Genomic DNA, 16,593 nt, shown 5'->3' on the forward strand with positions numbered 1-16,593 from the left:
CCGGCCCTCGAGCCGGGCCACGCCGCCCCGATCATGACCGGAGCGATGATCCCGGAGGGGGCCGCCGCCGTCGTGCCCATTGAGAGGGCGGTGCCCTCGCAGTTTCCCACCGCCGCACAGTACCGCGACGGGACGCAGCTCACCGTGGAGCTTCCGGCGGTCGAGGAAGGCCTCTTCATCCGTTCTGCGGGCAGCGACGTGGCGGCGGGAAGCATCGCGCTGGAGGCGGGCACGCTGCTCGGTCCGGCACAGCTTGGCCTGCTGGCAGCCTGCGGGCTGGCGACGGTACCGGTGCGTCCGCGTTTCCTGGTGCTGCTCCTTAGCACGGGAGATGAAGTCCAGGAACCCGGCAGCACCCTGGCCCCGGGACGCATCTTCGATGCGAACACGACACTGCTGACCACGGCTCTGGAGGAGGCGGGCGCCGAGGTGCAGCGGCACAGCGTGGTGGCCGACAACCCGGAGGAACTGCGCGCCGCCCTCCAGGGGTTGGATGGTGCCGTGAATCTCATCCTCAGTACCGGCGGGATCAGCCAGGGCGCCTATGAGGTGGTGAAGCAGGCACTGGCGGACAGCAGCGTGGAATTCCTGTCCGTAGCGATGCAGCCCGGCGGACCGCAGGCTATCGGCACCATCAACGGCGTGCCGTTCCTTGGATTTCCCGGCAACCCCGTCAGCGCACTGGTGTCCTTCGAGATGTTCCTCCGCCCGGCACTGGGTACGGTCACGGGGATCCCCGGCAATCGCGTCTGCCTGCCGGCGCGGCTCACCGAGGATGTCCAGTCGCCCGAGAACAAGCATCAGGTCCGCCGTGGCCTCTACACGGACCGAGCAGGGCAGGGAGAGGGAACGGGGGACGTCGAGCTGCTCGGCGGACCAGGTTCCCACCTGCTGCATGCCCTTGCCGGGTCCAACGCGCTCGTCCACCTGCCGGTCGGTACCGGCGCTGTCGAAGCGGGAACACCGGTAGCCGTCTGGCTGCTCAGCGAACTGCGCGGGGGAATCCAGCCCCTCCATCCCAGCAACCCCAACCGAGAGGCGCTCACATGACCGATTCCACGGCCAAACTCACCCACGTCCGCGACGACGGCTCCGCCCACATGGTGGATGTGTCGGAGAAGGCGGTCACCGCCCGGTCCGCGACCGCCCAGAGCGTGCTGCGGACCAGGCCCGACGTGCTTGCACTCATTGCCGAGGGTGATCTCCCCAAGGGTGACGCTCTGGCCGTCGCACGAGTTGCGGGAATCATGGCGGCGAAGCAGACCTCCTCGCTGATTCCGCTCTGCCATCCGCTGCCGTTGAGCAAGGTGACGGTCGATTTTGTCCCCTCCGGTGACGCGGTCACGGTGACGGCGACAGTGAAGACCACAGCGGTGACCGGCGTGGAGATGGAGGCCCTGACCGCCGCCTCCGTCGCAGCCCTCACGCTGTACGACATGATCAAGGCCGTGGACAAGCACGCCGTCGTCACGGACATCAGGGTGCTGGAAAAATCCGGCGGCAAGAGCGGAGACTGGGTAGCGTGACAACGCCACGGACGGCGGCCCTGATCATCGCCTCGACCCGCGCAGCGGCGGGCGTCTACCAGGACGAGTGCGCGCCGCTCATCCAGCGCTGGCTGGTCGGAAAGGGCTACGCCGTGCAGCGCGCCGAGGTGGTCCCGGACGGACCGGCGGTGCAGGACGCGCTCGAGCAGTGCCTGAAGGGAAAGCCGGCGGTCCTCATCACGAGCGGCGGCACCGGGCTCAGCGAGGATGATGTCACACCCGACCTCACCGAACCCTTTCTCACCCGCTCCCTGCCGGGCATCATGGAAGCGCTGCGCAGGGCCGGCGCCGAAAAGACACCCATGGCAGCCCTGAGCCGGGGTCATGCCGGCGTCTCCGGCCGGACATTCGTCATCAACCTTCCGGGTTCACCGGGAGCAGTCCAGGACGGCCTTGCCGTCCTGGACCCCATCCTCGACCACATCTGCGCGCAACTTGAGGGAAACCATGAGCACTAGCACCGTCCTGCACGCCGGAATCTCCGACGAGCCCCTTGACCTGTCCCATGCCCTCGACGTCGTCGGCAACGCCGACTGCGGCGCCGTGGTGGGCTTCGGCGGAGTGGTGCGCAACCACGACGGCGGCCGGCAGGTCGACCGCCTGGGCTACAGCGCGCACCCCTCGGCCGGAAGCATCATCGCGGAGATCGCCACGGAGATCGCGGAAAAGTACGACGGCGTCCGCATCTGGGTTGCCCACCGCACCGGCCCGCTGGAGATCGGGGATCCAGCCCTGGTTGCGGCGGTCGCGTCCGGACACCGGGGCGAAGCGTTTGCGGCCTGCTCAGAACTTGTCGACACGGTCAAGGCGCGCGCTCCGATCTGGAAAGAGCAGTTCTTCGCTGACGGCACCGTGGAGTGGGTCGGCGTCGACGGCTGACAGTAGGCGCCTACCGGCCTCCCACCCCTCGCTGGCGCTCGGCGCGGGGCCCTCGGCCGGTAGGCTTGCACGCATGACACACGCTATTCCCGTTGCTGTCCTCGGCGCGTCCGGCCGGATGGGTTCCGAGGCAGTTCGCGCGATCGACGCCGCCGAAGACCTGCAGCTTGTTGCTGCGCTGGGCAGGGCGGACTCCCTCCAGGACCTCGTCGCCTCCGGAGCTCAGGTGGTTGTCGACCTCACGGTTCCGGACAGCACCGAGCAGAACGTGGCCTTCGCCGTCGAGCACGGCATCCACGCGGTGGTCGGAACCACCGGCTGGGACGCCGAACGGCTTGGCAGGCTCGGGAACCTGCTGGACCAGCACCCGGGCGTGGGCGTCCTGATCGCGCCGAACTTCGCGCTCGGCTCTGTCCTGGCTACAGCGTTCGCGGCGCGCGCGGCCAGGTACTTCGAGTCGGTTGAGCTCATCGAACTGCATCACCCGGACAAGGTGGATGCACCGTCCGGCACCGCCGAGCGGACAGCGGCGCTCATCGCCGAGGCACGCAGGGACGCCGGTGTGGCCGCCAGCCCTGATGCCACCCGTACCGCACGCGACGGCGCCAGGGGCTGCGACATCGACGGGGTGCGCGTCCACTCTGTCCGGCTGCGCGGCCTCGTGGCGCACCAGGAAGTCCTGTTCGGCGGGGCCGGGGAGCAGCTGACCATCCGCCACGACTCGTTCCACCGGGAGTCCTTCATGCCCGGCGTGCTGCTCGGTGTCCGTGAGGTGGCAGGACACCCCGGACTCACCGTCGGCCTCGACGGCTACCTGGACCTGCAGGCGTGACGGACACGGTGCAGTTCCTGAGGAAACATCGCGTCAAGATCGGCGTGGCCTTCGTCACCGTCATGCTGGTCTTCTGGCTCGTTGTCGCCCTGCAGCGCAGTGTGATCCTGCTGACCGACCCGGAGCCGGTGGCCAAGGCGCTCGGTGCGGCATACCTCCTGCTTCCGCTGATCGGAGCCTGGGCGCTGGTCCGCGAACTGTTCTTCGGTGCCCAGACCGAACGGATGGCCTCCGTCCTGCATGACGAGGGCGGGCTGCCCGTCGATGACCTGCCGCGGACACCCGCCGGCCGGATTGTCCGGGAGGCCGCAGATGCGCAGTTCCCGGCCTACCAGGCGGACGTGGAAGCGCACCCCGAGGACTGGCGTTCCTGGTTCCGGCTGTCCTGTGCCTATGACGCCGCCGGAGACCGCACCCGCGCACGCCGCTCCATGCGGCACGCCGCAAAACTGTTTCGCGGCTAGCGGGTCTGACTAGCCCTTCCGGACGGAACCTTCGGCCCGAGCCACGTCGCTCGCCCCGGCCGCCACATATTCCAGCGGACCGCGGGCGTGCAGTTTCCGCAGCAGCAGCGCGACCGCAACAAAGACAACGGCCTGCGCCCAGTAGACCGGCGCCGGTTCCGGCGGGACCGCCTGCTGATCGACCACGCTCATGATCCAGATGTGCAATGAGTAAAGAGTCAGCGTCATCGCACCGGGCGCGGAGAGCGGAAGCAGCAGCCACGGCAGCCGGCCGCCCACAAGCAGGCACAGCCCGACGACGGCGGCCGCGGTCCCCGCGGTATGCACCAGATCCGGCGGTGTCCCGGAGTGCGGGGCGCTGACTGCCAGCCACCACCAGGTGCCGGTCTGGTCGATTCCCGTGAGGCTGACCTGGAGCATTGCCTCGAGGTCATAGCGCCGGCCCTGTTCTGTGCCCAGCAGGACCGCCAGGCCGCCGAGCGGCCCCAGCAGGAACGCGCTGACGAACTTCGCCAGTCCCGCGGCACCGACGCCGGCCAGAAGCACGCCGGCCTGCACCGCCGTCGAGCGCAGGTTCAGGCGGCCGACCAGGATGCCCAGAAGCAGGTAGCTCAGCCACTGCAGCGCGGGGTAGTAGCCGGTCACGAGGATGTCGGTGAGCAGGGTGAGCGGCTGCGCGAAGTGCTCCAGGGCGGGATTCCCGCCGAGATCCGCGGGACTGACTGCGGATTCCAGCCAGGGCCGCAGGAGGAAGGCAGCCACCGGAGAGAGCAGGGTCCACCCGGCAGCCCACCAGGCGAGCCGCCGTACCGGCATCCCGAGAAACGGCAGCGCCATCAGGAACAGGATTCCGTAATGGAAGAGGATCACCGCGATGTTCGTTTCAAGGCCACCGAGCATCAGGCCGACCATTGCAATGACGACGGCGCGGGCAGCTATTCCGCGCCTGTCACGGGAGAGGCCCGCGGTGTCGTGCATCCTGGCCCCGCCGCTCAACAGGGCCAGGCCGATTCCCGCAACCAGCGCAAACAGGGCGGATGACCGTCCCGAGAAGACGGATCCTATCCATGAGGCCTCAGCGGTGCCGTCCACATAGAGCGGAAAAACATGGGTCGACATCATCCCGAAAAGGGCGATGCCCCTGGCCGCGTCGATACCGCTGAGCCGGCCGGCGGTTTGTGTGATGGCCATGATGGAATGTTCTCACGCCCGCCGCAGCGGGTAAGTTTGACCCATGGCTGACTCCCACATTCGCTCGCTTCCCTTCGGCACCCTCGTCACCGCCATGGTGACACCCTTCACTCCTGACGGTGCAGTGGATCTTGACGCTGCCGCCTCGCTTGCGGTCCGCCTGGTGGAGGACGGCTGCGACGGCCTCGTGATTTCCGGAACCACCGGTGAAACCTCCACCCTCGAGGACCAGGAAAAGGAAGACCTCTTCCGCGTGGTCAAGGAGGCAGTCGGCGGACGGGCAAAGGTAATTGCCGGGACCGGCACCAACCACACATCGCACTCCGTGGAGATGGCCCGGCGCGCCCAGCAGACGGGCGCCGACGCACAGCTCGTGGTGACCCCCTACTACAACAAGCCCACGCAGGCAGGTGTTCTCGCGCACTTTGATGCGGTAGCCGAAGCCTCGGACCTGCCCATCATGATCTATGACATTCCCGGCCGGGCAGGCATCCCGATCAGCACGGAGACCATGATCCGCCTGGCCGACAATCCGAAGATCCTCGCGCTCAAGGATGCAAAGGCGGACTACGCCGCCATCACCAGGGTGCTCGCCAACACAGCGCTGGACGTCTACGCGGGCGACGACGGGCTGACGCTGCCGTGGATGGCAGCCGGAGCCGTCGGAGTGGTCAGCGTCAGCGCGCATGTGGCCACGGCACAGTTCCGCGCCCTCGTCGATGCGGCGGCGGGAGGGGACTTTGCCACGGCGCGGAAGATCCACTTTGAACTTGATCCCGTTGTGCGTGCCGTCATGACGCACATTCCGGGCGCCGTGTCAGCAAAGCAGATCCTGCGGATGCAGGGCATACTGTCCAACTCGGTGGTGCGGCTGCCGCTTGTCGAACCCACCGCCGTCGAAATGGAACCGGTGCTGACCGACCTCGCCGAAGCGGGCTGGGACTTTTCCGCGGGCACAACCCGCTAGTTTTCGAAGGGCCAACGCATGACAGAACTCGCAGGGACCGCACTCATTCCGCCGCCGCCGCTCGCCGAAGGAACGCTCAGGATTGTTCCGCTCGGCGGCCTCGGTGAAATCGGCCGCAATATGGCCGTTTTCGAGATCGGCGGCAAGCTGCTGATCGTGGACTGCGGAGTTCTGTTTCCCGAGGAGACGCAGCCCGGTGTCGACCTGATCCTGCCTGATTTCTCCTACATCGAGGACCGGCTGGACGACGTGGTGGGACTGGTGCTCACCCACGGGCATGAAGACCACATCGGAGCAGTGCCGTACCTGTTGCGGCTGAAGAATGACATACCGCTGATCGGCTCGCAGCTGACCCTTGCGCTGATCGAGGCGAAACTCCAGGAACACCGGATCCGGCCGTTTACCCTGACGGTAGCCGAGGGCCAGATCGAGCAGTTCGGCCCCTTCGAGTGCGAGTTCGTGGCCGTCAACCACTCCATTCCCGATGCGCTTGCCGTGTTCATCCGGACAGCCGCCGGAACCGTCCTCCACACGGGCGACTTCAAAATGGACCAACTGCCGCTCGACGGAAGAATCACCGACCTGCGCGCCTTTTCCCGGCTGGGGGAAGAGGGTGTCGACCTGTTCATGGTCGATTCCACCAATGCCGACGTCCCCGGCTTCACCACGGCCGAACGCGAGATCGGACCCGAACTGGACCGGCTTTTCGGTCAGGTGAGGAAACGGGTGATCGTGGCGTCCTTCTCCTCCCACATCCATCGCGTCCAGCAGGTCCTCGACGCTGCCGAGGCGCACGGCCGTTTTGTCTGCTTCGCCGGGCGTTCCATGGTGCGCAACATGTCCATCGCGGCGAAACTAGGCTACCTGCGGGTGCCGGACGGAATCCTGGTGGACGTCAAGAACGTGGATAACCTCCCGGATGACCGGGTAGTGCTGATGTCCACGGGATCACAGGGCGAGCCGATGGCTGCGCTGTCCCGCATGGCGAATGGTGATCATCCGATCACGGTGGGCAAGGGAGACACCGTCATCCTTGCGTCTTCCCTGATTCCGGGAAACGAGAACGCCGTCTTCCGGGTTATCAACGGACTCCTCAAACTGGGCGCTGACGTCATCCACAAGGGCAACGCCCGGGTGCATGTTTCCGGTCATGCGGCTGCCGGTGAATTGCTCTACTGCTACAACATCCTCAGGCCCCGGAACGTCATGCCCGTCCACGGGGAGACACGCCACCTCATCGCCAACGGCAAGCTTGCCATCCAGACCGGGATTCCCAGCGAGAACGTCCTGCAGACGGACGACGGTTCCGTGGTCGACCTTTCAGACGGCGTCGCGAGAATCGTCGGGGCGGTGGAGTGCGGGTATGTGTACGTGGACGGCTCCAGCATCGGTGAGATCACCGATGCTGACCTGAAGGACCGCCGCATCCTCGGCGAGGAAGGCTTCATCTCCATCATCACCGTGGTGAACCGCAGCACGGGCACAATCGTCTCGGGGCCGGATATTCACGCCCGCGGTTTCGCCGAGGACGATTCGATCTTCGACGACATCAAACCGAAAATCAGCACCGCCCTGGCCGAAGCCGTCATGAGCAACAAGGATCACACGAACCATCAGCTGCAGCAGGTGGTCCGGCGCGTGGTGGGGACCTGGGTCAACCGCCGCTACCGGCGTCGTCCCATGATCATCCCGGTGGTCCTGGAAGCCTGACGGGCGTGCTAATCCCCGGATCAGGGGGTACCGTCCGGTAGCGTAGCAGGCATGGCGACTCGTACCACCCCTCCCTCTTCGCGGGGTCAACAGCCGCGAACCTCGCAAGCGCGCGCCTCCCAGCCGCGGGGTTCCGGACAGTCGCGCACCCGCAGCACCACCACCGCCGGGCGCGGTTCAACCGCGCGCGGCGCGAGCAAGACCGAGCAACTGCCCGCTGCGGAAGACAAACTTCCCCTGCCGCTGCGCGCCATCCGCGGTTTCTGGATGGGGATCGCCCATCTGGTGGCCGGGGCCGTCCGCAAATTCGGGCATGACGTCCAGCCGGAAAAGAGTCTCCGCAGGGACGGCACAGGCTTTTTCCTTTTCCTATGCGCGGCGGCCGTAGCCACCGTCGAGTGGTGGGCGCTGACCGGCCCGGTGGCTGACGGAGTCCATGCAGTCGCCGGGGGATCGGTCGGCTGGATGGCGCTTTTGCTGCCCTTCATCCTGCTGATCGGGGCAGTCCGCCTGTTCCGCTACCCGGAGGATCCGCGCGCCAACAACCGGATTGGGATCGGCCTGACCGTCCTGACCTTCGCCGGTTCCGGCATCGCCCACCTGGTGGGCGGGCAGCCTGAGCTCTCGGCCGGGCTCGACGCGCTGTGGCAGGTAGGCGGCGTAGTGGGGTACCTGATTGCGGGCCCGGCAGCAGCCGTCCTCTCCGCGTGGCCGGTCGGTGTCTTGCTGGCCTTCCTGATCTTTGTCAGCATCCTCATTGTCACCGCCACCCCGTTCCGCCACATTCCGTCCCGGCTGCGCCAGTTCTATGAGCACCTGATGGGCCAGGACCCCAACGGTGACGCGGCAGACGCGGACGAGCACGATCAGAGCTACCTCTCCGACCGTGCGCGCGCAGCGGGCAGGCCGAAGAAGAAGTCGCGCCTCTTCGGCGGGAAGAAGAACCCCCGTCAGGAAGAAGACCTGGACGGCTATGTCGGTGATGAGGCGTTTGAACGCGCCGTTCTCGACGACGACGGCGACCCGGTGCCCCCGTCCCCGACCGTCCCGCCCGGCGTCCGCCGGCCGACCCAGCAGGAACTCGCCACCGAAAAAATCAAGCGCAACCAGGGACTCGGGGAGGGCGAACCCGCCACGGAGGCCATGGCTGTGCTGCCGGCGGCGAATGCGCCGGCAGGGGCTCCTGTCCACGTACCCTCCAACCCGGTCCAGCCGCAGGCTCCTGCGACTCCGATTCCCCAGCGGACCGAGCAGCTTTCCCTTGCCGGGGACGTCACCTACACGCTGCCTCCCTCCGACTACCTTCCCGCCGGCACGCCCCCCAAGGAGCGTTCCGAGGCGAACGACGCCGTGGTCGCGGCGCTCACGCACACCCTGGAGCAGTTCAACGTTGATGCCAAGGTGACCGGGTTCTCGCGGGGTCCGACGGTCACCCGGTATGAGATCGAGCTTGCCTCCGGCACCAAGGTCGAGCGGGTCACCGCCCTCTCCAAGAACATCTCCTACGCTGTCGCCAGCTCGGACGTGCGGATCCTTTCACCGATCCCGGGCAAGTCCGCGATCGGCATCGAGATTCCGAATACCGACCGCGAGACGGTGTCGCTCGGTGACGTACTGCGCTCCGGCAACGCACGCAAGACGGACCACCCCATGGTCATGGGCGTGGGCAAGGACGTCGAGGGCGGGTTTGTTGTCGCAAACCTTGCCAAGATGCCCCACCTGCTCGTGGCCGGTGCCACCGGCGCCGGTAAGTCATCCTTCGTCAACTCGATGATCACCTCCATCCTCATGCGGTCCACTCCCGATGAGGTGCGGATGATCATGGTTGATCCGAAGCGTGTTGAGCTCACCGCCTACGAGGGTGTGCCGCACCTGATCACGCCGATCATCACCAGCCCAAAGAAGGCGGCCGAAGCGCTCCAGTGGGTGGTCCGTGAAATGGATACCCGCTACGACGACCTCGCCAACTACGGCTACAAGCACATCGACGACTTCAACAAGGCTGTGCGCAACGGCAAGGTGGTCCCGCCGCCGGACTCCAAGCGCGTGGTGCGGCCGTACCCCTACCTGCTGGTCATCGTGGACGAGCTCGCGGACCTCATGATGGTTGCTCCGCGTGATGTCGAGGACTCGATCGTCCGGATCACCCAGCTGGCCAGGGCCGCGGGTATCCACCTTGTGCTGGCCACACAGCGTCCGTCAGTGGACGTCGTGACCGGCCTGATCAAGGCCAACGTGCCCTCCCGGATGGCCTTCGCCACCTCCTCGGTCACCGACTCGCGGGTGGTGCTGGACCAGCCGGGAGCCGAGAAGCTGATTGGACAGGGCGACGCGCTCTTCCTGCCCATGGGTGCTTCGAAACCCATGCGCGTCCAGGGCGCCTGGGTGACGGAATCCGAGATTCACCGGGTGGTTGAACACGTCAAGGAGCAGCTGAAGGCCGTCTACCGGGATGACGTTGCGGTGGAAGCGCCGAAGAAGCAGATCGACGACGACATCGGAGACGATCTCGAGGTGCTGCTGCAGGCCACTGAGCTGGTGGTCACCACGCAGTTCGGCTCCACCTCGATGCTTCAGCGCAAGCTCCGCGTGGGCTTCGCGAAGGCAGGGCGCCTGATGGACCTGCTGGAATCGCGGGGAGTGGTCGGCCCCTCGGAGGGTTCCAAGGCTCGGGATGTGCTGGTGAAGCCCGATGACCTCGCCCCCGTGCTCGCGGCGATGCGCGGCGATGAACCCGCGGCTCCGGCCGCAGCACCGGCGCCCGAGCCGTCGGACTACCCGCCCGGCGGGGTCACGGATCTGGTTGCCGACGATCTTGATGCCCGCCGGCAGGCGGTGGACTACGCTGATGAGGACGACGACGACGGCTCCGAAGACGCCTGGTCATTGACAGGCAGGTAGCCTTGACCCGTGAGCAATCCTGATGCCGGAGCGGTGCCCGTCCTGAACGTAGCGAACGTCCTGACGGTCGTGCGGATTGTGCTGGTGCCGTTCTTCGTCTGGTTCCTCCTCGCCGACGCCGGCAACGGCGGGGTTTACCGCTGGCTTGCGGTGGTCACTTTCGCGGTGGCCATCTACACCGACAAGCTCGACGGCGACATTGCCCGCAGCCGCGGACTGATCACCAATTTCGGAAAAATCGCCGATCCCATTGCCGACAAACTGCTGATCGGGTCGGCTCTGATTCTGCTGTCCGCGCTCGGTGAACTGCAGTGGTGGATCACTATCGTGATCCTGGTGCGTGAGCTCGGCATCACGCTGCTAAGATTTGCCGTCATCCGCTACGGAGTGATGCCGGCCTCCCGTGGCGGAAAGCTGAAGACCGTTGTCCAGACCCTCGCGATCTTCCTCTACCTGCTGGTTCCCGCGCTGGGATCCTGGGCGCAGTGGCCCGCACTTGTGGTGATGATGGCAGCCCTGGCGATCACCGTCGTCACCGGCATCGACTACGTGGTGCAGGCCGTGCGCCTCCGCCGTTCGGCCCGGAACTCCGCCCGATGACCGGTACCGGGGCTCCCATCCTGTGACGCCGGCCGAGATTCGCGCCGCCGCACTCCAACACGCCGTGGCTCTGGCAAGCGAACGCCGCCTTACCGTGGCCACGGGTGAGTCCCTGACGGCAGGATTGGTTGCGGCGTCGCTCGCTGACGTTCCGGGTGCCTCAGCCGTGCTGCGCGGAGGCGTGGTTTCCTACCACCGGGATCTGAAGGTGTCGCTGCTCGGTGTGGATCCTGAACTGCTGCGCCGTGTGGGTGCCGTTGATGTGCAGGTAGCCGAGCAGATGGCGCGCGGTGCAAGGAAGTCCTGCAATGCCGACATCGGTGTAGCGACCACCGGCGTGGCAGGTCCGGAACCGCACGAGGGGAAGGATGTGGGCACCGTCGTCGTTGCTGTTTCCGGAACTGATGACTGCCTCGTTCGGGAATACCGGTTCGCGGGAACCCGCGCACAGATCCGGGAAGCCTCCTGCGATGCGGCAGTGAAGCTCCTCACGGAAGTGCTCCAGCGCCGGCCGGTGGGAACAAACAGAGATCCGCAATAGTTATCAATAGTGTCCAGCACGTCGACGCAAGACGGGCTAGGCTTAAAAACAGACAGCTGCTCAGGCCAGCACAAGGGAGTTAGGCGATCCACATGGTAAAGCAACCCGTATCCGTGAACGGTGTTATCCGTTGGCGGGATGTGGGGTTGGCAGAAGATCCGCAACGTAAGCCGAAGGAGCGCAAGATGGTCGTTTTACGCCACGAGATCGGAGACGTCCTGCGGGACGTCCGCCAGCGCCAGGGCCGTACACTCAGGGAAGTGTCGCACAGCGCCCGGGTCTCCCTCGGCTACCTCAGCGAGGTGGAGCGGGGGCAGAAGGAAGCGTCTTCGGAACTGCTGTCCTCAATCTGCTCCGCACTGGATGTGCCGTTGTCCCTGATGCTGCGGGAGGTCAGTGACCGCCTTGCAGAAGCAGAGGGAGTCGCTGTTCCCGACACCGTCCCGCAGGAATTCGCCCAGCAGTTCGGCGGCGAACTGCCGGAGGATTTCACCGGCGGTTTCAGCAGGGGACTCGCAGCTACCAAGAACTGATGTTCCACCGCACCCCGGTGTGCGTAAAGAGGAGGTTCGCCATCCGGCGGGCCTCCTCTTGTGTGTCCTACCAGTTGTCCTTGGTGTAGGTCTGGTTCAGCTGGGAAATCAGGTTCCCGAGCGTCCGGAGATCCGAGAGGCTCCAGTCTTCCATCAGCTGGTGAAATGCTTCCTTGCGGGCGGCCTGCGCAGTGGAAAGCTGCCTCAGGCCGTCCTCGGTCAGGCTGATCGCCTGCGCGCGGCCGTCCAGCGGATCGGCTGTCTTCTGGACCAGGCCGAGCTGTTCCAACATGGCGATCTGCCGGCTGACAGAGGGTTTGCCGACCCCGATGCTGGCTGCCAGATCGGTCAGGCGCATGGAACCCTCCCGCTGTAGGATGACCAGCAGCCCGTAGGCTGCAGGCTCCATGTCGGGATGGACGCGCCGCGCAACCTTGTAGGAGTTGGACCGTGCACGCCGCCACAGCATACTGAGCTGCTGCTCCAACGCCTGGACGGCAGCATCAACGGAGGCATCAGGTTCCTGGCGGTCTACAGTCATGCGATTCATTCTAGGGTTATCGACAAGAGGGAGGACGCAGCATTGCGCACAAGTGACTTCTGGCGATTGATGGACGATGAATTCGGTCCCGCCTACTCGCGCACACTGGCGGATACCCTGCATCTGTCAGGTCTGGGCGACCGGACACCCATGGAGGCGCTACGGGCAGGAATCGATCCCAGGGCAGTCTGGCAAGCGGTCTGCACCATGCAGGACGTACCGGAATACCGGCGCCTCGGGCGCGATGTAAAACCACGGTGACCGAAGCGAAACACGCCACGGAATCAATCGAATATGTGTTCGGACCGGGGTTATGCTGGAGCCAGAAATCCTTCTCTCCACACGTCCTCCACAGCTCCCCGAAACCCGGCGCAATATCCACATGGTTCGTCCTGCCGGGCAAAGTGTCGGAGGGAAACGTTACGGTCGGGAAGAACAGTCAACGGGCCTTAGGTGGCCATGAGTAAACCGAGGTGAATAATGGCCGTACCAGCCGATCGCGAAAAGGCTCTTGAGGCCGCCCTGGCCCAGATAGACAAGCAGTACGGCAAAGGCTCCGTCATGCGTCTGGGTGATGAGGTCCGCGCCCCCATCGAAACCATTTCCACCAGTTCCATCGCGCTCGACGCCGCCCTTGGGATCGGCGGACTGCCCCGCGGCAGGGTCGTGGAAATCTATGGCCCGGAATCGTCGGGTAAAACAACGGTGGCTCTGCACGCGGTCGCCAACGCCCAGCGCAACGGCGGCATCGCTGCGTTCATCGACGCTGAGCATGCGCTGGATCCTGAATACGCCAAGAAGCTCGGCGTGGATACCGACGCACTGCTGGTCTCGCAGCCGGACACGGGCGAGCAGGCCCTGGAGATCATGGACATGCTGGTGGGCTCCGGTTCCATCGACATCGTGGTGATCGACTCCGTGGCAGCACTGGTTCCGCGCGCCGAGATCGAGGGCGAAATGGGCGACAGCCACGTCGGTCTGCAGGCGCGGCTGATGAGCCAGGCCCTGCGAAAGATCACCGGACGGCTGAGCCAGACCAAGACAACCGCCATCTTCATCAACCAGCTCCGCGAGAAGATCGGCGTGTTCTTCGGCAGCCCGGAAACCACCACGGGCGGTAAGGCACTGAAGTTCTACGCTTCCGTGCGCATCGATGTGCGTCGCATTGAAACGCTCAAGGAAGGCACCAACCCGGTGGGTAACCGGACACGGGCCAAAATCGTCAAGAACAAGATGGCCCCGCCTTTCAAGCAGGCGGAATTCGACATCCTCTATGGCTTCGGAATCTCCCGCGAGGGCGGGTTGATCGATGTCGGCGTGGAAAACGGTCTCGTGAAGAAATCCGGCGCCTGGTTCACCTATGACGGAGACCAACTGGGTCAGGGCAAGGAGAACGCGCGGAAGTTCCTGATCGACAATCCGGACCTGGCAGATGAGCTGGAGCAAAAGATCCGGCAAAAGCTCGGCGTCGGCGGCGCGGTTGAGCCGGCCGCCCCGGAGCCGGGTGGTCCCAAACTGAAGGCAGTCGGCGGCGAGGGCCGCTAACGCCGCATGAATGACTTCCCCGGGATGCCGGGCGCCGCAACACAGCGGGGCGCCCGGCGTTCAGCCAGCACAGGTTCAGGCAGCATGGGTTCAAGCAGGAAGAGCTCGGGCAGGAAGAATTCAAGCAGGAAGAGTTCAAGCAGGATGCGCCCAGCCGGAGAGGACCGCGGGGGTTCAGGGCAGGGCTCCGACGTTGATCCGGTAGCGGAGCCGGACCCGCATGAAGCGGCGCGGTCCATCGTGCTGCGTCAGCTCTCGATGGCTCCGCGCAGCCGTCACCAGCTCCTCACGAAACTGCGTGAGCGCGGAATTTCCGATCAGGTAGCGGAAGAAATCCTGGACCGCTACGAAGAGGTCCAGCTGATTGATGACGCGGAGTTCGCCCGCATGTGGGTGCGCAGCCGTGCCGCCACCCGATCCCTGGCCCGGTCGGCCATCAAGCGCGAGCTGGCGGACAAAGGCATCACCGGCGAGCTGGCCGAGGACGCGCTGGCGCAGCGGTCCGACGAGGACGAGCATTCCGCCGCCGTCGATCTGGTGCGGCGGAAGTTGAGACCGCTTGCCGACCCGGCGGACCGGGCAGCCCGCGAGAAGCAGACACGCCGGCTCGTGGCCATGCTTGCCCGCAAAGGCTATTCGCCGTCCCTTGCCTTCTCCATCGTCCGGGAGGAGCTGGACGGGCTGGAAGAGCTGGACGGGCTGGAAGAGCTGGACTAGCTGGACGGGCCCGGGTGGTACCCGCGGTGCACGCTACCGGTGCTGCCGCCCGGATTGGGGCTGGGCACGCTGGGCCGTACCCTTAATGGGTGAGTTCCACAGTTGTATCACCTTCGCCTTCACCGGCGCCGTCAGAGCACGGCTCCGTTCCACGCACCTATGAGGTGCGCACCTTTGGGTGCCAGATGAACGTCCACGACTCCGAACGCATCTCAGGGCTCCTGGAGGACGCCGGATATGTGACTGCGGTGGGCGGGCAGGCCGACGTCGTTGTCTTCAATACCTGTGCCGTCCGCGAGAACGCGGACAACAAGCTGTACGGGAATCTGGGGCAGCTTGCGCCGGTGAAGCAGTCACGGCCGGGAATGCAGATCGCCGTCGGTGGCTGCCTCGCCCAGAAAGACCGGGAAACCATCCTCCGCAAGGCGCCGTGGGTGGACGCCGTCTTCGGGACCCACAACATCGGGGCACTACCGGCCCTGCTGGAGCGCGCCCGCCACAACGATGAGGCGCAGCTCGAAATCCTCGAATCGTTGGACGTCTTTCCCTCCACCCTGCCCACCAAGCGCGATGCGGTGTACTCGGGCTGGGTCTCTATCTCGGTGGGCTGCAACAACACCTGCACCTTCTGCATCGTGCCTTCCCTGCGCGGGAAGGAAAAGGACCGGCGGCCCGGGGACATCCTCGCCGAGATCGAAGCGCTCGTGGCTGACGGAGCCATCGAGGTCACGCTCCTCGGCCAGAACGTCAACTCGTACGGCGTGGAATTCGGCGATAGGGGCGCATTCGCGAAGCTCCTGCGATCATGCGGGACTATCGAGGGACTGGAGCGCGTACGCTTCACCAGTCCCCACCCGGCGGCATTCACCGATGACGTGATCGATGCCATGGCAGAGACCCCGAACGTGGCCCCGCAGCTCCACATGCCGCTGCAATCCGGATCCGACCGCATCCTGAAGGCGATGCGCCGCTCCTACCGGTCGGAGAAGTTCCTCGGCATCCTGGACCGGGTTCGCGCACGGATGCCGCATGCATCCATCTCCACGGACATCATCGTCGGTTTCCCTGGGGAGACCGAAGAGGATTTCCTGGAAACGCTGCGCGTTGTTGAGCAGGCCCGGTTCGCCACCGCTTTCACCTTCCAGTACTCCAAGCGGCCCGGGACCCCTGCCGCGGAACTTCCCGACCAGCTTCCGAAGGCGGTGGTCCAGGAGCGGTATGAGCGCCTCACCGCCCTGCAGGACCGCATCGCGGCAGAGGAAAACGCCGCGCAGGTAGGCCGTCGGGTGGAGGTGCTCGTCACCGCGCAGCAGGGCCGCAAGGCCCACGAAACCCACCGCCTGAGCGGACGATCACGGGATCTGAGGCTCGTCCACTTCTCGGTCCCCGAAGGGGCCGAGGCACCGCGGCCCGGAGACCTGGTCACGGTGACCATCACTGAGGCGGCGGCCTTCCACCTGGTCGCAGATCCACCGGCGGGGGAGTATCACCTCCGGCGGTCCCGCGCAGGCGACGCCTGGGACCGGTCGCAGGCAGAATCCTGTGGCGCACCGGTACCTGGCGCCGGCGCCCCCGGCAAGGGCGTCTCCCTCGGGATGCCAGCCCTCCCGGTACGCCGCGACTAG

General features: G+C 65.8%; 18 protein-coding genes. 16 read left to right on the plus strand and 2 right to left on the minus strand.

Translation table 11 applies throughout. The features are described from left to right. The 6 genes from glp to X803_RS0112995 form a co-directional block, all read left to right on the plus strand. Positions 1–1,050, plus strand: a 1,050-nt coding sequence (gene glp, locus X803_RS19900) for a molybdopterin molybdotransferase MoeA (protein WP_051470742.1), incomplete at its 5' end; no start/stop codon positions are given. Continuing rightward, positions 1,047–1,526, plus strand: coding sequence for a cyclic pyranopterin monophosphate synthase MoaC (moaC, locus tag X803_RS0112975; RefSeq protein ID WP_026545465.1), 480 nt, complete (start codon positions 1,047–1,049; stop codon positions 1,524–1,526). The genes glp and moaC, both read left to right, overlap by 4 nt. Beyond that, positions 1,523–2,005: a MogA/MoaB family molybdenum cofactor biosynthesis protein gene (locus X803_RS0112980; RefSeq protein WP_051470743.1), complete on the plus strand. Its 483-nt coding sequence runs from the start codon at positions 1,523–1,525 to the stop codon at positions 2,003–2,005. The genes moaC and X803_RS0112980 overlap by 4 nt, the downstream gene beginning before the upstream one ends. Further along, positions 1,995–2,426: a molybdenum cofactor biosynthesis protein MoaE gene (locus X803_RS0112985; protein WP_026545467.1), complete on the plus strand. Its 432-nt coding sequence runs from the start codon at positions 1,995–1,997 to the stop codon at positions 2,424–2,426. The genes X803_RS0112980 and X803_RS0112985 overlap by 11 nt, the downstream gene beginning before the upstream one ends. Before the next feature lie 73 nt (positions 2,427–2,499). Then, positions 2,500–3,258: a 4-hydroxy-tetrahydrodipicolinate reductase gene (gene dapB / locus X803_RS0112990; protein WP_026545468.1), complete on the plus strand. Its 759-nt coding sequence runs from the start codon at positions 2,500–2,502 to the stop codon at positions 3,256–3,258. Continuing rightward, positions 3,255–3,722: a hypothetical protein gene (locus X803_RS0112995; RefSeq protein WP_026545469.1), complete on the plus strand. Its 468-nt coding sequence runs from the start codon at positions 3,255–3,257 to the stop codon at positions 3,720–3,722. Before dapB ends, X803_RS0112995 begins: the two co-directional genes overlap by 4 nt. Before the next feature lie 9 nt (positions 3,723–3,731). On the opposite strand, the gene X803_RS0113000 is transcribed toward X803_RS0112995, so the two are convergent. Next, positions 3,732–4,913 (minus strand): heparan-alpha-glucosaminide N-acetyltransferase domain-containing protein, encoded by a 1,182-nt coding sequence (locus tag X803_RS0113000; protein ID WP_051470744.1) that lies wholly within the window; start codon positions 4,911–4,913, stop codon positions 3,732–3,734. A gap of 43 nt (positions 4,914–4,956) precedes the next feature. Between X803_RS0113000 and dapA the strand changes: the two genes are divergently transcribed. From dapA to X803_RS0113030, 6 genes are all read left to right on the plus strand, one after another. Next, positions 4,957–5,880: a 4-hydroxy-tetrahydrodipicolinate synthase gene (gene dapA / locus X803_RS0113005; RefSeq protein ID WP_026545471.1), complete on the plus strand. Its 924-nt coding sequence runs from the start codon at positions 4,957–4,959 to the stop codon at positions 5,878–5,880. A gap of 18 nt (positions 5,881–5,898) precedes the next feature. Next, positions 5,899–7,590 carry a ribonuclease J gene (locus X803_RS0113010; protein ID WP_026545472.1) on the plus strand — a complete coding sequence of 564 codons (1,692 nt, stop codon included), beginning with the start codon at positions 5,899–5,901 and terminating at the stop codon, positions 7,588–7,590. Positions 7,591–7,641: 51 nt separating this feature from the next. Continuing rightward, the gene (locus X803_RS0113015; RefSeq protein WP_026545473.1) at positions 7,642–10,491 is read left to right on the plus strand and encodes an FtsK/SpoIIIE family DNA translocase; all 2,850 of its coding nucleotides are present in this window, start codon (positions 7,642–7,644) and stop codon (positions 10,489–10,491) included. Positions 10,492–10,500: 9 nt separating this feature from the next. Further along, entirely contained in the window at positions 10,501–11,091 is a 591-nt protein-coding gene (gene pgsA, locus X803_RS0113020; RefSeq protein ID WP_026545474.1) for a CDP-diacylglycerol--glycerol-3-phosphate 3-phosphatidyltransferase, read from the plus strand. A gap of 64 nt (positions 11,092–11,155) precedes the next feature. After that, the gene (locus X803_RS19905; RefSeq protein WP_035779040.1) at positions 11,156–11,632 is read left to right on the plus strand and encodes a CinA family protein; all 477 of its coding nucleotides are present in this window, start codon (positions 11,156–11,158) and stop codon (positions 11,630–11,632) included. Positions 11,633–11,724: 92 nt separating this feature from the next. After that, the gene (locus X803_RS0113030; protein WP_026545475.1) at positions 11,725–12,165 is read left to right on the plus strand and encodes a helix-turn-helix domain-containing protein; all 441 of its coding nucleotides are present in this window, start codon (positions 11,725–11,727) and stop codon (positions 12,163–12,165) included. Positions 12,166–12,232: 67 nt separating this feature from the next. Here the strand turns inward: X803_RS0113030 and X803_RS0113035 are convergent, their stop codons facing one another. Further along, positions 12,233–12,706, minus strand: a complete 474-nt coding sequence (locus X803_RS0113035) for a MarR family winged helix-turn-helix transcriptional regulator (RefSeq protein ID WP_026545476.1) — start codon at positions 12,704–12,706, stop codon at positions 12,233–12,235. A gap of 42 nt (positions 12,707–12,748) precedes the next feature. Here X803_RS0113035 and X803_RS21560 point away from each other — a divergent pair, with 42 nt between their 5' ends. From X803_RS21560 to miaB, 4 genes are all read left to right on the plus strand, one after another. Next, positions 12,749–12,967, plus strand: a complete 219-nt coding sequence (locus tag X803_RS21560) for a DUF3046 domain-containing protein (RefSeq protein WP_084033745.1) — start codon at positions 12,749–12,751, stop codon at positions 12,965–12,967. Between the two features lie 219 nt (positions 12,968–13,186). Further along, entirely contained in the window at positions 13,187–14,251 is a 1,065-nt protein-coding gene (recA, locus tag X803_RS0113040; protein ID WP_026545477.1) for a recombinase RecA, read from the plus strand. 144 nt (positions 14,252–14,395) lie between these two features. Next, the gene (locus X803_RS19910; RefSeq protein WP_051470745.1) at positions 14,396–14,968 is read left to right on the plus strand and encodes a regulatory protein RecX; all 573 of its coding nucleotides are present in this window, start codon (positions 14,396–14,398) and stop codon (positions 14,966–14,968) included. 89 nt (positions 14,969–15,057) lie between these two features. After that, positions 15,058–16,593, plus strand: coding sequence for a tRNA (N6-isopentenyl adenosine(37)-C2)-methylthiotransferase MiaB (gene miaB / locus X803_RS0113050; RefSeq protein WP_084033747.1), 1,536 nt, complete (start codon positions 15,058–15,060; stop codon positions 16,591–16,593).

Source organism: Arthrobacter sp. 35/47 (assembly GCF_000520475.1).
GTDB lineage: Bacteria > Actinomycetota > Actinomycetes > Actinomycetales > Micrococcaceae > Arthrobacter_D > Arthrobacter_D subterraneus.

Coding starts and splice junctions, on each gene's coding strand:
- moaC (WP_026545465.1), top strand. CDS start 1,047: ATGACCGATTCCACGGCCAAACTCACCCACGTCCGCGACGACGGCTCC.
- X803_RS0112985 (WP_026545467.1), top strand. CDS start 1,995: ATGAGCACTAGCACCGTCCTGCACGCCGGAATCTCCGACGAGCCCCTT.
- dapB (WP_026545468.1), top strand. CDS start 2,500: ATGACACACGCTATTCCCGTTGCTGTCCTCGGCGCGTCCGGCCGGATG.
- X803_RS0113000 (WP_051470744.1), bottom strand. CDS start 4,913: ATGGCCATCACACAAACCGCCGGCCGGCTCAGCGGTATCGACGCGGCC.
- dapA (WP_026545471.1), top strand. CDS start 4,957: ATGGCTGACTCCCACATTCGCTCGCTTCCCTTCGGCACCCTCGTCACC.
- X803_RS0113010 (WP_026545472.1), top strand. CDS start 5,899: ATGACAGAACTCGCAGGGACCGCACTCATTCCGCCGCCGCCGCTCGCC.
- X803_RS0113015 (WP_026545473.1), top strand. CDS start 7,642: ATGGCGACTCGTACCACCCCTCCCTCTTCGCGGGGTCAACAGCCGCGA.
- X803_RS0113030 (WP_026545475.1), top strand. CDS start 11,725: ATGGTAAAGCAACCCGTATCCGTGAACGGTGTTATCCGTTGGCGGGAT.
- X803_RS0113035 (WP_026545476.1), bottom strand. CDS start 12,706: ATGACTGTAGACCGCCAGGAACCTGATGCCTCCGTTGATGCTGCCGTC.
- recA (WP_026545477.1), top strand. CDS start 13,187: ATGGCCGTACCAGCCGATCGCGAAAAGGCTCTTGAGGCCGCCCTGGCC.
- X803_RS19910 (WP_051470745.1), top strand. CDS start 14,396: ATGCGCCCAGCCGGAGAGGACCGCGGGGGTTCAGGGCAGGGCTCCGAC.